The organism is Streptomyces koelreuteriae (genome assembly GCF_018604545.1).
GTDB lineage: Bacteria > Actinomycetota > Actinomycetes > Streptomycetales > Streptomycetaceae > Streptomyces > Streptomyces koelreuteriae.
In genome coordinates, this window is the sequence record NZ_CP075896.1 from 2,654,152 (window position 1) to 2,668,196 (window position 14,045).

A 14,045-nucleotide genomic window follows, 5' to 3' on the forward strand; every position below is an offset into this window, starting at 1 on the left:
CAGGCCCCCTCAGCCGCGCCGTTCGCCTTGCGCCGACCTGTCCTCGGCCCCGCGGACTACTTGCCGCACTTCGGCAGGTCCGCGGTGTCGCCGCTGCGGAGGTCCTTGAGGGCGCCGAGGGCGTCCTGGATGGTGTCCACCTTGATGAGGGTGAGGCCCTCCGGGGTGTCCTTGACGGCGGCGGCGCAGTTGTCGGCGGGCGTCAGGAAGTACTGCGCGCCCTTGGCCCGGGCGCCGACGGTCTTCATCTCGATGCCGCCGATCGGGCCGACCTTGCCGGTGTCGTCGATGGTGCCGGTGCCGGCCACGAACTTGCCCCCGGTCAGATCGCCCGGCGTGAGCTTGTCGTAGATGCCGAGCGCGAACATCAGCCCGGCGCTCGGCCCGCCGACGTCGGCCAGCTTGATGTCGACGGTGAACGGGAACGTGTGGTCGGTCCCCGCGGAGATCCCCACGATGGCGCGCTTCTCGCCGCCGTCGTCCGAGGTCGTCGTGGTGATGGTGATGTCCTGCGTCTTCGTCGGCGTCCGCTTCTCCTTCTCCGCGGCGGCCTGCTCCTTGGCCGGCACGATCGTGAAGCGGACGTCCTGGCCCGGCTTGTGCCGGGTGACGAGCTTCGCCACGTCGGCCGGCTCCTTGACCGTCGTACCGTCGACGGCCTTGATCACATCGCCGGCGTGCAGCTTGCCCTCGGCCGGGGATCCCTTGACGACCGTCGAGACGATCACCCACGACTTCACCGGAATGTCGAGTTCCTTCAGGGCGGCGACCTTGGCGCTCTCCTGGGACTGGCTGAACTCCTCGGCGTTCTCCTGGGTCGACTGCTCCTCGGTCTTGCCGTCCGGGTAGAGCGTCTCGCGCGGCACGACCTTGTTGTCGTGCGCGAGCCAGCCGTAGACCGCTTCGACCAGGTTCATCCGGTAATCGGCGCTCGTGACCCGGACCGTGGTCATGTTCAGGTGGCCATCGGCCGCGTAGGTCTTGCGCCCGGAGATCTGCAGCACCGGCTCGCCGTCATGATCGCCAAGTGTGTTCACCGTCGGCCCCGGGGACATCTCCGCGTACGGGACGCGGATGAACACTCCCGCGCACAGGAGCGCGATCAGCATCAGGGTGGAGGCGAGCATCGTCGCGGTGCGGCGTGGCATGACTCGACAGTACGGGACGGGCCTGTCAGCGCACCGTCAGGGCCGCCCGTCCGGGGCGGCCCTGCGGTCCATACCGTCTGTGACCTGCTGTTCCTTGGCCTTCAGCTACCCGGCCCGGGCTTCTCCATGGCCTCGCGAAAGCGGGCATATCCGGTGAGCTCCGGGCCGTCGCCGCGGGACTTGCGAGTCCTGTTGGCCCAACTGCCCCAGAGCCCCGCGCCGATGGCAGCCACAAGCGGAATCAGCAACCAGGCGAGAGCCGCCATGCCGACCTCCAACCCCATTGAGCGTCCGCAACTGACTGATCAGCAGATTAACCATCCGCAGTGACAACGCTCACGCCAGGGGTGCGGTTACGCAACCGGAGGGCCGTTCCGGGGATCAGCAGGCACCGACCCATTCCTCGGTGCCGTCGGAGAACTTCTGGTGTTTCCAGATGGGCACTTCGTGCTTCAGGTCGTCGATCAGCTTCCGGCAGGCCTCGAAGGCCTCTCCCCGGTGCGGACAGGAGACGGCGACGACCACGGCGAGGTCTCCGACCCGGAGGTCCCCCACGCGGTGCACGGCCGCCAGCGCCCGCACGGGGAAATCGGCGGCGACCTTCTCGGCGATCCGCCGCATCTCGGCCTCGGCGCTGGGGTGGCAGGAATATCCCAGCCCCGCGACGTCGGCACCCCCGTCGTGGTCGCGCACGGTCCCCACGAAGAGCGCGGTGCCGCCGGCCGCGTCGTCCCCGACGGCCCGGAACACCTCGTCCAGGGAGAGGGCCGTGTCCCGGATCCCGATCAGCTTGATCGGATCCTGTGCTCCCTGCTCACCCGGGTGATCGCTCGTGGCTGCCATGCCTCCATCGTGCCGCACGGGACCGACAACGCGGAATAGACCTATCGACCGGCACGCGCGCGTGCGCGTTGGAGCCTCCTACAGGTGCGCACCTGTAGGAGGTCTCTGCGAAGGCGTGTCCCTCAGATCCGCCGACGGGCCTTGCGGGCCCGGCGTACCACCGCGGCCGCGCCCAGCAGAGCCACCGTCGCGCCCGCTGCGCCCGCGGCCGTCGCGTCCTTGCGGCCGAGGCGCCGCCCGGCCACCGTGTGCCGGCCGGAGACCTCCTCCAGGAGCTCGGCCAGCACCTCCTCGTTGGTGTACTGCGGGCGCCACCCGGAGTCGTGCAGCCGGCTGCCGCTCACCACCCAGGGGTACATCGTGTACGCCAGGTCCCCGGCCGGGGACGGCGTGAGCCCGATCCGGTGCAGTCGCGCCGCCGCGCCCAGGGCGACCGCCGACGGCAGCTCCATCCGCCGGATGCCGCTGAGCTCCTCGACCTCCTCCTGCTCCAGCCACCCGTCGCAGCCGACGGCCAGTTCCCCGTCGACCTTCTCCAGGACGGCGTACTCGAGCGCGCTGCACAGGTCCTCGACGTGGCAGAACTGCCACGCGGGCCGCGACCCGGCGACGACGAGCAGTCGAGGCGACTCGAAGTACCTGGTCAGCGCGGTGTCCGTGCCTCCCACCAGCACGGCGGGACGGACCACGGTGACATTGAGACCCGGGTGCGCCCGCGGGGCCCGCCGGGCCAGCCGCTCGATCTCCAGCAGGTCGCCGACGCCCGTCGCCTCGGCCGTGGCCCGCAGCTCGGCGTCCTCGGACAACGGCAGCTCGTTGTCCGGCAGCGCCCCGTAGACCATCGCCGAGGTGCACAGCACGACCCGGTGCACTCCGGCCGCGGCCGCCGCCGTCAGGACGGTCTGCGTCCCCCGTACGTTGTAGGCCGTCCGGGCGGCCGCGTCGGTCTCCAGATCGAGATCCAGCGCCAGGTGCACCACCACGTCGGCGCCGCGCAGCTTGTCCGCGATGGCCGGATCCCGTACGTCCAGGATGTGCCACTGCGCCGCCGCGCACTCGCCGCGCCGCTCGTCGATGGCGACGACCTGTTTGACCTCGTCGGACGCGGCGAGCTGCTCGGTGAGCAGCGCTCCGATGCCGTACGCGGCACCGGTGACCGCGACGACGGGCCCGCGCCCCGCGGGACTCGCGGAACTGGTTGACTGGTTTCGCGCTGCGCGAACCTGCGGATCTGGGGAACTCACCGGGCGTCTCCAGCGGTTGTCTTCAGTACGAGCACGAGTGAAGCGTGCGTACCAGGTGGCATCCATCCTGCCGCAGGCCGTCACTCGGCGAAGCACCGAGGCCCGATCCGCCCCGAGGTGTCTACGCTGGGTGGTGATGTCGGGCAGCCGTGCCGCCGGAAAGAACCGGCGGCCCTACAAGCCGAGGAATCCCGTGAGTGACACCCCATTCGGATTCGGCCTTCCGCCGGAGGAGCCGGACGACGGCGACGAGGGCAAGAAGAAGGACCAGCAGAGCGGTGGTGGTCAGGGACCGGCCAATCCGTTCGGATTCGGCGGCCTGCCAGGCGCCGGAGGCTTTGGCGGCGGCCCTGGTGGCCCCGGTGCGGACAATCCGTTCGCTGCCATGTTCGGTTCCCTGAACCCCAACGACCTGGGCGCCGCGTTCCAGCAGCTGGGCCAGATGCTCTCCTACGAGGGCGGCCCGGTGAACTGGGACATGGCCAAGCAGATCGCCCGCCAGACGGTCTCCCAGGGCAGCCCTGACGGCACCAAGGACGCGAGCGTCGGCCCCGCCGACCGCAAGTCCGTCGAGGAGGCCGTCCGCCTGGCCGACCTCTGGCTCGACGACGCCACGTCCCTGCCGTCCGGCGCGACCTCCGCGGTGGCCTGGAGCCGCGCGGAGTGGGTCGAGGCGACCCTGCCCGCCTGGAAGGAGCTCGTCGACCCGGTCGCCGAGCGCGTGGGCACCGCCATGGGCGATGTCCTGCCGGAGGAGATGCAGGCCATGGCCGGCCCGCTGATCGGCATGATGCGCTCGATGGGCGGCGCCATGTTCGGCACGCAGATCGGGCAGGCCGTCGGCGTGCTCGCGGGCGAGGTCGTCGGCTCCTCCGACATCGGCCTGCCGCTCGGCCCGGCAGGCAAGGCCGCGCTGCTGCCGGTGAACGTGGAGACGTTCGGCAAGGACCTGAGCGTCCCGCAGGAGGAGGTGCGGCTGTATCTCGCCCTGCGCGAGGCCGCCCACCAGCGCCTCTTCGCGCACGTGCCGTGGCTGCGCTCGCATCTGTTCGGCGCGGTCGACGGCTACGCCCGCGGGATCAAGGTCGACACGGCCAAGCTGGAGGACGTGGTCGGCCAGTTCGACCCGCAGAACCCGGAGCAGTTGCAGGAGGCTCTCCAGCAGGGCATGTTCCAGCCGGAGGACACGCCGGAGCAGAAGGCCGCCCTGGCGCGTCTGGAGACGGCTCTGGCGCTCGTGGAGGGCTGGGTGGACGCGGTGGTCCACGCCGCCGCGAAGCCCCGTCTGTCGTCCGCCGACGCCCTTCGCGAGACGCTGCGCCGCCGCCGCGCCTCGGGCGGCCCGGCCGAGCAGACGTTCGCCACGCTGATCGGTCTGGAGCTGCGCCCGCGCCGCCTGCGCGACGCCTCCCGCCTGTGGGCCTCGCTCACGGACGCGCGCGGTGTCGACGGCCGGGACGGCCTGTGGGCCCACCCGGACATGCTGCCGACGGCGAGCGACCTGGACGACCCGGACGGCTTCGTGCACCGCGAGCAGATCGACTTCTCCGAGCTGGACAAGATGCTCGGCGAGGCGGCGGACAAGCCCGATCTGAAGAAGAAGGACGAGTCCGGGGCCGAGGGCGAGGGCGAAGGCGAGGACAAGAACAAGGGCGACGACGCCGGGTGAGCCTGTACGACGACGCGGTCCTCGTGCTGAAGGAGTACGAGGACCAGACGGACCTGCGCCAGGCCTACCTGCACCATCTGGCGGAGCACCCGGACGGCCTGTGGAAGCCGTGCCAGGCGGGTCACATCACGGCGAGCGCCCTGGTGATCGACCCCGAGGGCGGCCGGGTGCTGCTGACCCTGCACAGGAAGCTGCAGATGTGGCTGCAGATGGGCGGCCACTGCGAGCCGGGTGACGCCTCCCTCGCGGACGCGGCCCTGCGTGAGGCCACGGAGGAGTCCGGCGTACCGGGGCTCTCCTTGCTGCCCGGCGGCCCGGTGCGCCTGGACCGTCATCCCATCCCACCGCCGTGCCACTGCCACTTCGACGTCCAGTACGCGGCCCTGGCACCCCCGGACGCCGCGCACGAGGTCAGCGACGAGTCGCTCGACGTGCGCTGGTTCGGGTACGACGAGGTCGCGGAGGTGGCCGACGAGTCGGTCGTACGCCTGCTGGAGGCGACGCGCGCGAGGCTCGCGGCCTGAGGCATGTGTAAGGGGCGACCGCCGGGCGGCCGCCCCTACTTTCGCTCCTGACGTCGGCTGCACTCCCTCAGGGGCGCGGGGCTGTATCGATGTGCGGCTCCGCCGCGTGGGCGCGACAAGCCACGAACAGCCCGCAGCCAACAAACGGCCCGTATCCCGCTGGACCCCGCCGGCCGAACCCGCGGAGCGCTCAGCTCCAGACGTTGCCCTGGTTCTGCCCGCGCGCTCCCTGCTGGCCCATGCCGTACTGCGCGGAGAGACCCGAGCCGACCTGGGCGTTCTGCGGCGGCAGCAGCTCGCTGGGCTGGACCAGCGCGTAGCCGGTGCCCATGAAGCTCAGCTCCCAGCCCTCACCGGTGTTGCCGCGGCGCCGCCACACCCCGGAGGAGTGCGTCTGGGCCTGCATCTGCACGCGCAGGCTCGTCGACCAGGCGACGATCGCGTCGGCGTCGCAGTTGACGTACTTGTCGGGGGTGACCTGCATCAGCAGCGGCATGCCCGAGGTCATCAGGGCGATCTTGCCCCGGCCGGTGATGTTGAGCTGGTACTTCCCGGAGCCGGAGATGCCGTACAGGCTGTCGACGGCGATGACCTCGTGGTGCAGGGAGGAGTCCATCGCCAGCACATAGCTGCTGTCGACGGTGAGGCCGTCCTGCTCGACCTCCATGACGTGGACGTGCTGCTTGAGGTTGGCGAGGTAGACCGTGCCCTGCCCGTGGCAGCGCATCAGGTCGAGTCCCTCACCGGTGTGCGCACGCGCGCGTGACTGGTCGTTGCTCTGGTACTCGGCGTCGAACTCGACGAGGCCCTGGTAGGCGACCATGGTGCCCTTGCGGGCCAGGATGTCGTCGTGGCCCTCCAGGGTCACGCGCAGCATCTGCTTGTTCTGCAGGCTCCAGCGGTCCTGGGTCTGCTGCTCGTTGTAGGCGAAAATCGGGCTCTGCATGGCGTGTTGCTCCCCCTCAGCCCCGGACCCGGAGGCGGTCGGTGCTGTCCTCGCTGGGCTGGACGACGACGATGCCCTGACCGGAGAAGGCCATCTGGTAGGCCTCGCCGCTGCCGCGGCCGATCAGCGACTGTGCCCTGAAGCTGCGCTTGCCCTTGACCTTGAGGTTCGGGGACCAGGCGACGAGCGCGTCGGGGTCGACGTACGTCTCGTCCTCGCCGCCTCCGCAGTCGACGACGATCGGCTTGCCCCGGGAGGTCAGCGCGACCCAGCCCTGCCCGGAGATCTTGGTGTTCCACAGGCCCTGCCCGGCGAACTTCGCCAGGCCCTTGACCCGCTCGACGCCCCACGTGAGGTGGGCGTCGAAGGCGAGCAGGTTGGTGGCGTTGACGGAGATGCCGTCGCCGTTGAGGTTGATGACGACGACGTTCGCACCGTAGTCGGAGAGGTAGAGCAGGCCGTCGCCTGAGCACTTCATCAGGGGCGCGCCCTCGCCGGTCATCCAGTCCTTGGCGATCTGGCGCACGGCCGGCGGGTTGGGCTCGTACTGGACGAACCCTTCATAGGCGGCCATCGACCCCACGCGCGCGAAGAGGTCGTTCCCGGTCTGCATGGCGACCTTCAGCATGTGATTGCCGTGGTTCTCCATGCGGGCGGTGACGGGTGCGGGGGCGTGGCCCGCGAGTTGCTGTGTCATGACGGGCTCCCTCAGACCTCGTACGGCTGGACGACGATGAAGTTGCCGGGCGCTCCCCGGAACTGGAGGTTCACGCTCTCGCCGGTGTCCCCGGGGTAGGCGTTGCGGCGCATCCGCACCTGGCTGGAGACGACGACCTGGGCGGCGGCGGACCAGGCGACCACGGCGTTGCAGTCGGCGAACGTGGTGGGCGTGACCGGCAGCACCACGGGCGTGCCGTGCGTCTTCACGACGATGGTGCCGCTCCCCTGGAACTGCATCGTGAACAGCGCGCCTCCGGGGATGCCGTGTCCCTCGATGCGGCGGACCTCGTAGGTGAGGCTCTCGTCGAACGCGAGGACGTTCTCGGCGGAGACGCAGACGGCGTCGCCCTGGAGCTCGATGGGGTGCAGCATGGTCGAGTTCTCGGCGAGGAACACCTGCCCCTGGCCGGTACAGCGCATGAGCTGCATCTCCTGGCCGGTCGCGTTGCCCACGATCCGGCCGGCGAAGCCGGCGCCCTTGTAGCTGAAGTCGACCTTGCCCTGGTAGAGCACCATGCTGCCCTGCCGGGCCAGTACGGGCTGTCCGCCGATGCCGAGGTCGACGCGGACGAGCTTCTTATTCTGCTGCGTCCAGCGCTGCCCGGTGGGGGTCTCCTTGAACTGCTGGAGCGCGGCGGACACACCGGCGCCCTGGGGAGCGGCGGCCTGCGGGGCGGCGCCCTGCTGCGGGGCACCGTAGGGGGCCTGTCCGAACGGCGGCTGCTGGCCGTAGCCCGGGGGCGGGGTGGGCTGCCCGTAACCGGGGGGCGGGGCCGGGGCTTGGGGTGCCTGGGGTGCCTGGGGCTGGCCGTAGCCGGGAGGCAGTGGGGCCGTCTGGCCGGGGACCTGGCCGTACGGCGGCGGCTGCTGGCCCGGCTGGCCGTAGGGCGCGGGCGCCGGGGCCGGGGGCGGCACCGGGGCGCCGTCCGGCTGGGTGTTCATGGGCGCGGCGATGGTGGGGGCGCCATGCACTCCGGGCGCCGGTGCCGGAGGCGGGGCGAAGCCCTGCGCGGCGGGCTGGGGAGCGGGCGGCGGCGCGGGAGCCGGGGCCGGAGGCGCTGCCGGGGCGGGAGCCGGGGCCGGTTCCGGAGTGCTGGGGACGCCGAACGCGGGCGGGGCGAAGCCCGGGGCGGCGCCGGCCTGCGGCTGCTGCTGCGGGGCGGGCTCGGGCGTTTCCTCCTCGGCCACCTCGCCGCCGAAGTTCTTCAGCAGCGCGTCGAGACCGCCGTCGAAGCCCTGCCCGACGGCGGCGAACCGCCAGACGTCCTTGAGGTAGAAGTCGCCCAGCATCACGGCGCGTTCGGTGGAGAACTCAGAGCCGTCGAAGGAGTACCGGGCCACCTCCTCGCCGCCCGCGACGATGCGGATGTACCCGGGGGCGATCTGCGACATCTGCCCGGCGCCGTCGATCGTCGCCGTGAAGGACAGCTTCTGGATCTGCGAGGGGATCCGGTCGAGCGTCACCCGGAAGGACTCCGTGTCGCCCGCCTGGGCGCCCAGGAGCTGAAGGGATTCCTCGGGGGACTTCGGCTGGTTGAAGAAGACGAAGTAACGGTCGTCCGAGAGCCGTTCGTCGGCGTCGAGGCCGAAGCAGCTGATGTCGAAGCTCAGCCCGGGGCCGGAGATCTGTACGCCTACGTACAGATCCGTGCCCGCGGTGAGGTCACTGATCCTGGCCTTGTGGCCGCGTTGGAATTCCCTGGCCATGCGTAACGACCGTCCCCCATCCAGAACGTGATTGCGTCGCGCCAGGCTAACGGCAAAGTCTGACACCGGACGAAGTCGGTACAGACCCGGTACACAACCCGCGCGGGGCCGTATCCGCTGCTCGCTCACGCAAAGCGGGCACTCACCCCGTGGGGTCTTCACCCCGCGCACCGGGCACATGCGGCAACCGCTCGGCGGCGACCACGCCTTCGAGGTAGCCCCGGGCCCGCTCCGTCCGCGGATAGGACTCCAGCAGCTCCCAGAAGCGGGGGCCGTGTCCGGGGACGAGCAGATGGGCGAGTTCGTGGACGAGGACGTAGTCGACCACGTACTCGGGCATGCCCTGCAGACGGTGCGACAGACGGATGCTGCCCTCGGACGGGGTGCAGGATCCCCAGCGCGTGTTCTGGTTGGTCACCCAGCGCACCGAAGCGGGCCGGGCCCGCCCGCCGAAGTACTGGTCCGAAAGACGCCGGGCCCGCTCGGCCAGCTCGGTGTCACCGAGGGTCCGCTTGCTCTCCTGGGCGGCCAGCTTGTCGAGCATGACGGTCACCCAGCGCTGCTCCTCCGCCTCGGACATCCGGGCGGGGATGAGCACAACGGTGCGATCGCCCTCGCGGTACGCGGAGACCGTTCGGCGTCGGCGGGTGCTCCTGCGGACCTCGATCGCGCTCGCCCTGGAGCCGCTCGGCGGCTGGCTCGTCGTGCTGCGCTGTGGCTTTCCGGCGCGGTGCAGTGGGTCGGCGGGCACGCCCCGACGTTACCCGCTGCACACGGGGAAGTCCCGGCTCCGGGACGGTTCCGTGCCGATGCCCCCACCGCCCGCCGGATTTGTACGACGAATGCCCGTGACTGTGGACAACTTTCTGCAGCCCGCGTCGGGGGTGGGCATGCTGACTCTTGTCGGCGAAGCGATGGGCGACTTCGGTCCGGGACCAGGACCGAGTCCGCGGCCAGTCTCGGGCTGCTCCCGCGCGCGGCCGACATACGGGGACGTTCTCTGATATACGGGGGCCTGTCATGCATCCGATGGTGAAACCCGCGCTCAGGCGCGGCTGGCGCGACCTCAACACGGTGCAGTTCGGGATGACACCGGCGCATGCCATGACACTCGGCCCGATGGACCAAGCGACGGGCAGCTTCCTCGACCTACTGAACGGCACACGGGGGCTGGAGCTGCTGCGCGAGGAGGGCCGCCGCATGGATCTGCCCGACGGTCATGTGGACGGGCTGGTGCGGCGGCTCGCGCGGGCCGGGCTCCTGGACGACGCGCGCGGCGGCGGACCGGCCGCCGACGCCCTGCGCGGCAAGAAGGAGGTCCTCGACCGGTTGCGCCCCGATCTGGCCTCCCTGTCTTTGACCACCTCCGCTCCCGGCGACGCGATCGGGCAGCTGGCCGCCCGGCGCGCGCAGCGCGTCCAGGTGCGGGGCGCGGGCCGGGTCGGTGCCGTGCTGGCCTCGCTGCTGGCGGGGGCCGGTGTCGGTGAGGTCGATGTGCGCGATCTCGGACAGGTGGAGCCGTGGGACGTCGCGCCGGGCGGGCTGCCCGCCGACGCCGTCGGCGACCGCCGCGACGAGGCGGCCCGACGCGCCGCGCGCCGGGCGGCCCCGGACCGGCCGCCGCGCCCCGCGACAGCGCAGGCGCGTCCGGCGGAAGGCGATCCCGGTTTCTCACTGGTGATCATCGCCCCGCGGGACGATGTGGCGATGTACGCGCCGGACCCGTCCGCCGCGGAGTCGCTGATGTCCGCCGGGACGCCTCATCTGTACGCCGGTGTCGTGGAGGGGACCGGCATGGTCGGCCCTCTCGTCCTGCCCGGGGAGACAAGCTGCGCGGGTTGTCTGCATCACAGCCGCGCCGACCGGGATCCGACCTGGCCTCGTCTGGTCGCCCAGTGGCGCTCCGGCAGGCAGCGGCAGGTGCGGCCCTGCGACCTGACACTGGCCACGACCGTGGCCGGGTTGGCGGCCGCCCACGCGCTCGCCTTCCTGGACGGCCGGGTTCCGTCGAGCGCGGGGGCACGCTGGGAGGTGTCCCTCCCCGGTCTCCACTGGCATGCTCGGCCGATCTGGGCGCATCCGGCATGCCCGTGCGCTGCGGCGGAGAGAGGAAAAGGGGAGCGCCTCTCGGAGGAAGGGCAGTCGCACGAGACAATGGCGGTGCAACGGCCGTCGGAGCAGTGCCGTGAGGCAGAGGCGGAGCGGCCGGCTGGGACTTGGAGGGCGCATGTCTGATCTTCCCCGGAAGGCGGTCACCCGGACCGCCAAGCTCGCCGCACTCCCGCTCGGCATCGCCGGGCGGGCGACCTGGGGATTCGGCAAGCGGATCGTCGGTGAGTCGGCGGAGCTTGTCGGCCGCGAGCTCCAACAGCGCACCGCGGAGCAGCTTTTCAAGGTGCTCGGCGAGCTCAAGGGCGGCGCGATGAAGTTCGGCCAGGCCCTGTCCGTCTTCGAGTCGGCCCTGCCCGAGGAGGTGGCCGGCCCGTACCGAGCGGCGCTGACGAAGCTCCAGGAGGCGGCGCCGCCGATGCCGACGCGCACCGTGCACGCGGTGCTCGAGGAGCGGCTCGGCGAGGGCTGGCACGAGCTGTTCCTGGAGTTCGAGGACAAGCCCGCCGCGGCGGCCTCGATCGGCCAGGTGCATCGAGGGGTGTGGCACGACGGCCGTGAGGTGGCGGTCAAGGTGCAGTACCCGGGTGCCGGCGAGGCCTTGCTGTCCGATCTGAACCAGCTGAGCCGCTTCTCCCGTCTGCTCGGTCCGCTGATCCCCGGGATGGACATCAAGCCGCTGATCGCGGAGCTGAAGGACCGCGTCTCGGAGGAGCTGGACTACGGCCTGGAGGCCCAGGCCCAGCAAGCGCACGCGGACGAGTTCGAGGACGACCCGGACGTCGTCGTACCGCAGGTGGTGCACCAGTCCGACCAGGTCCTGGTCACCGAGTGGATCGACGGTGTCCCGCTGTCGGAGATCATCTCGGACGGCACCCAGGAGCAGCGTGACCGCGCCGGCCAGCTTCTGGCCCGTTTCCTGTTCTCCGGCCCCGCCCGCACCGGCCTGCTGCACGCCGATCCGCACCCGGGCAACTTCCGGCTGCTGCCCGGCGGACCGGAGGGCGAGGACGACTGGCGCCTGGGCGTCCTGGACTTCGGCACGGTCGACCGGCTCCCGGGTGGTCTGCCGGCCACCATCGGCGAGTCCCTGCGGATGACCCTCGACGGAGAGGCCGAGGCGGTCTACGAGCTGCTGTGCGCGGAGGGGTTCGTCAAGGAGACGATAGAGCTCGATCCCGACGCGGTCCTGGACTATCTGCTGCCGATCATCGAACCGGCCCAGGTCGATGAGTTCACCTTCACCCGCGGCTGGATGCGCAGCCAGGCGGGCCGGGTCGCCGACCCCCGCTCCCCCGCCTACCAGCTCGGCAAGCAGCTCAACCTGCCCCCGTCGTATCTGCTGATCCACCGGGTGACCCTGAGCACGATCGGGGTGCTGTGCCAGCTGGGGGCTGCGGTGCGTCTGCGCGAGGAGTTGGAGGAGTGGCTGCCGGGGTTCGTCCCGGAGGACCCGGTGGACGGTGACGAGGCGGCGGAGGCGTGAGCACCGGCCGGGCGCGACGGGTGGTCCGCTGCCCGCGCGCTACCACCAGTCCGAGTCCAGCCGCCCCTCGATCGATCTGAGGTTCTTCCGGGAGCAGGTCTCGCAGAAGTCCCGGCGAGCGCCGTGCTCCACGGAGGAGGCCCAGGTGAGCTGCGGGGCTTCGGCCGAGGTGCCGCAGCGGGCGCACACGAGGCGTCCCGACTTCGCGGCGGAGCGGTCGTCGTCGTTTCCTCCGGGAGGACTCGTCACGCGCCGACGATATCGCCGTGCCCGGCGGCTTCGCGGACACAACGCACCGCGGGGGCTGGTCCGTTCGGCACGGACCGGCCCCCGCGGGGTGAGCTCGGCCTCCCGGGCCGGGAGGCCACCGCTTCGGATGGGGCGCTTCAGAAGGGCGCTTCAGACGGGTTCGGTTACTGCATGACCGCCATGGCGAGCGCCCGGCGGGCACGCCGTGAGGCGCGCTCCGCCTTGCGCTGCATTCGGCGGGCGGCCACCAGGCGCGCGGCCCGGCGGTCTCGGTCCGCCTCCTGCAGTCGCTCGTGCATATGTGCACGAGCCATGGCTTCTGGGATGAGTTGCATCTCTCGGGTCCTGTTCTGACGCGAGTCCTTCGCGTCGCGCGGGGTGCAGTCTTGAGTCGCGGAGCCGGCGGGCTCGTGGGTGGACGGCTTCATCGGGGCCTGCTTCTGGGGGTCGTGCGTGAAGGGACGGTCGATCGTTCCTGCGGTGTTCATGCCGTGACCGGGTTCTTGCGCGGGCGGCCACGCGGCCGCTTCCGGGCGACGACGACACCCTGCACGAACAGCTCGCCACCCCAGACGCCCCAAGGCTCACGCCGCTCCTTGGCGCCGGCGAGGCAGGCCTCGACCAGCGGGCAGGTGCGGCACAGGGACTTGGCGTACTCGACGTCCGCGGGCGACTCGGCGAAGAAGACCTCCGGGTCGTAGGAGCGGCACGGGACGGGTACGCCGAGGTTCTCGATGGCGTCGTCGAGCGCGGTGAGCGCGGTGAGCGGGGTCAAGGCGGAGTCCTCCGTGGGGCCGGGCTTGGGGATCGTGTCGGAAGGCGGTACGGACGGGGCGTGCGCTTCGAGTTGCACGATTCGTCTTCCTCGTCTGGTCGTTCCGGCCTGTTTGGCCGGGGGGCGGCTGGTACCCGGTTCTTTTCTTGTCCCGAGGCTCCTTCGGTCCGTCGTCCCTGGTCAGGGACAAACAGAAGGGCCGCGGATCCCGGATGGGGTTCCGCGGCCCTGAAGGCGCCGGCCTGATCTAATCAGGCTGGATCACTCCAGGGTTCTGGCCCACGGAAGGCCCACATCTGGTGGTGCTGCGTCGTCTGCTTCCGGAATCCGGCACCGGTCGCCGCAAAGGCATAGGCCCGCGCCTGCGCCTTTACTGCTGCTTCCAGTGCCTTGGTCGGTCGCTCATTGCGCTCACGGACGACAAGGCCCGCGGGAGCAAGGGAGGAGGACGCCGGACGGACGGCACGAATGCCGGACAGACCGGTGCCCAGGTTCGAAACGCCGAGCATGCACGTGGAGACGGCCGAGGGATCGGTCATTTTCACGGTGCTGATGGAGCTGGTGTTGATGCTGATCACTGGACTCGCCTCCTCTCGGCGTCTCGGGGGACTGGGCGAACCAGTCC

Annotated in this window: 15 protein-coding genes; 4 read left to right on the plus strand and 11 right to left on the minus strand. The window is 71.0% G+C overall.

The genetic code is table 11. The features are described 5' to 3' along the window. Positions 1-56: 56 nt before the first annotated feature. The 3 genes from KJK29_RS11590 to KJK29_RS11600 form a co-directional block, all read right to left on the minus strand. Positions 57-1,148, minus strand: coding sequence for a YlbL family protein (locus KJK29_RS11590; RefSeq protein ID WP_215118627.1), 1,092 nt, complete (start codon positions 1,146-1,148; stop codon positions 57-59). A gap of 381 nt (positions 1,149-1,529) precedes the next feature. Then, positions 1,530-1,991, minus strand: a complete 462-nt coding sequence (locus KJK29_RS11595) for a molybdenum cofactor biosynthesis protein MoaE (protein WP_215118628.1) — start codon at positions 1,989-1,991, stop codon at positions 1,530-1,532. Between the two features lie 122 nt (positions 1,992-2,113). Next, positions 2,114-3,235 (minus strand): SDR family oxidoreductase, encoded by a 1,122-nt coding sequence (locus KJK29_RS11600; protein WP_215118629.1) that lies wholly within the window; start codon positions 3,233-3,235, stop codon positions 2,114-2,116. Positions 3,236-3,428: 193 nt separating this feature from the next. Between KJK29_RS11600 and KJK29_RS11605 the strand changes: the two genes are divergently transcribed. After that, a complete protein-coding gene (locus KJK29_RS11605; RefSeq protein ID WP_215118630.1) occupies positions 3,429-4,904 on the plus strand; it encodes a zinc-dependent metalloprotease in 1,476 nt (491 codons plus the stop codon). Beyond that, the gene (locus tag KJK29_RS11610; RefSeq protein ID WP_215118631.1) at positions 4,901-5,428 is read left to right on the plus strand and encodes an NUDIX hydrolase; all 528 of its coding nucleotides are present in this window, start codon (positions 4,901-4,903) and stop codon (positions 5,426-5,428) included. The genes KJK29_RS11605 and KJK29_RS11610 overlap by 4 nt, the downstream gene beginning before the upstream one ends. 190 nt (positions 5,429-5,618) lie before the next feature. Here KJK29_RS11610 and KJK29_RS11615 read toward each other — a convergent pair whose 3' ends face one another. From KJK29_RS11615 to KJK29_RS11630, 4 genes are all read right to left on the minus strand, one after another. Further along, positions 5,619-6,374 (minus strand): AIM24 family protein, encoded by a 756-nt coding sequence (locus KJK29_RS11615; RefSeq protein ID WP_184590674.1) that lies wholly within the window; start codon positions 6,372-6,374, stop codon positions 5,619-5,621. Positions 6,375-6,390: 16 nt separating this feature from the next. After that, positions 6,391-7,071, minus strand: a complete 681-nt coding sequence (locus KJK29_RS11620; RefSeq protein ID WP_215118632.1) for an AIM24 family protein — start codon at positions 7,069-7,071, stop codon at positions 6,391-6,393. 11 nt (positions 7,072-7,082) lie between these two features. Continuing rightward, positions 7,083-8,801: a TerD family protein gene (locus KJK29_RS11625; RefSeq protein WP_215118633.1), complete on the minus strand. Its 1,719-nt coding sequence runs from the start codon at positions 8,799-8,801 to the stop codon at positions 7,083-7,085. Positions 8,802-8,943: 142 nt separating this feature from the next. Next, positions 8,944-9,552, minus strand: a complete 609-nt coding sequence (locus KJK29_RS11630) for a M48 metallopeptidase family protein (RefSeq protein WP_215118634.1) — start codon at positions 9,550-9,552, stop codon at positions 8,944-8,946. Positions 9,553-9,821: 269 nt separating this feature from the next. Between KJK29_RS11630 and KJK29_RS11635 the strand changes: the two genes are divergently transcribed. After that, complete coding sequence (locus KJK29_RS11635) at positions 9,822-11,036, plus strand: ThiF family adenylyltransferase (RefSeq protein ID WP_215118635.1); 1,215 nt, start codon at positions 9,822-9,824, stop codon at positions 11,034-11,036. Further along, a complete protein-coding gene (locus KJK29_RS11640) occupies positions 11,029-12,396 on the plus strand; it encodes an ABC1 kinase family protein (RefSeq protein ID WP_215118636.1) in 1,368 nt (455 codons plus the stop codon). Before KJK29_RS11635 ends, KJK29_RS11640 begins: the two co-directional genes overlap by 8 nt. 39 nt (positions 12,397-12,435) lie before the next feature. On the opposite strand, the gene KJK29_RS11645 is transcribed toward KJK29_RS11640, so the two are convergent. The 4 genes from KJK29_RS11645 to KJK29_RS11660 form a co-directional block, all read right to left on the minus strand. Beyond that, positions 12,436-12,645 carry a hypothetical protein gene (locus KJK29_RS11645; RefSeq protein ID WP_215118637.1) on the minus strand — a complete coding sequence of 70 codons (210 nt, stop codon included), beginning with the start codon at positions 12,643-12,645 and terminating at the stop codon, positions 12,436-12,438. 164 nt (positions 12,646-12,809) lie between these two features. Continuing rightward, positions 12,810-13,133 (minus strand): hypothetical protein, encoded by a 324-nt coding sequence (locus tag KJK29_RS11650; protein WP_215118638.1) that lies wholly within the window; start codon positions 13,131-13,133, stop codon positions 12,810-12,812. Next, entirely contained in the window at positions 13,130-13,498 is a 369-nt protein-coding gene (locus KJK29_RS11655) for a WhiB family transcriptional regulator (protein ID WP_190049450.1), read from the minus strand. The genes KJK29_RS11650 and KJK29_RS11655 overlap by 4 nt, the downstream gene beginning before the upstream one ends. A gap of 173 nt (positions 13,499-13,671) precedes the next feature. Beyond that, a complete protein-coding gene (locus KJK29_RS11660; RefSeq protein WP_215118639.1) occupies positions 13,672-13,998 on the minus strand; it encodes a hypothetical protein in 327 nt (108 codons plus the stop codon). Between the last annotated feature and the right edge of the window lie 47 nt (positions 13,999-14,045).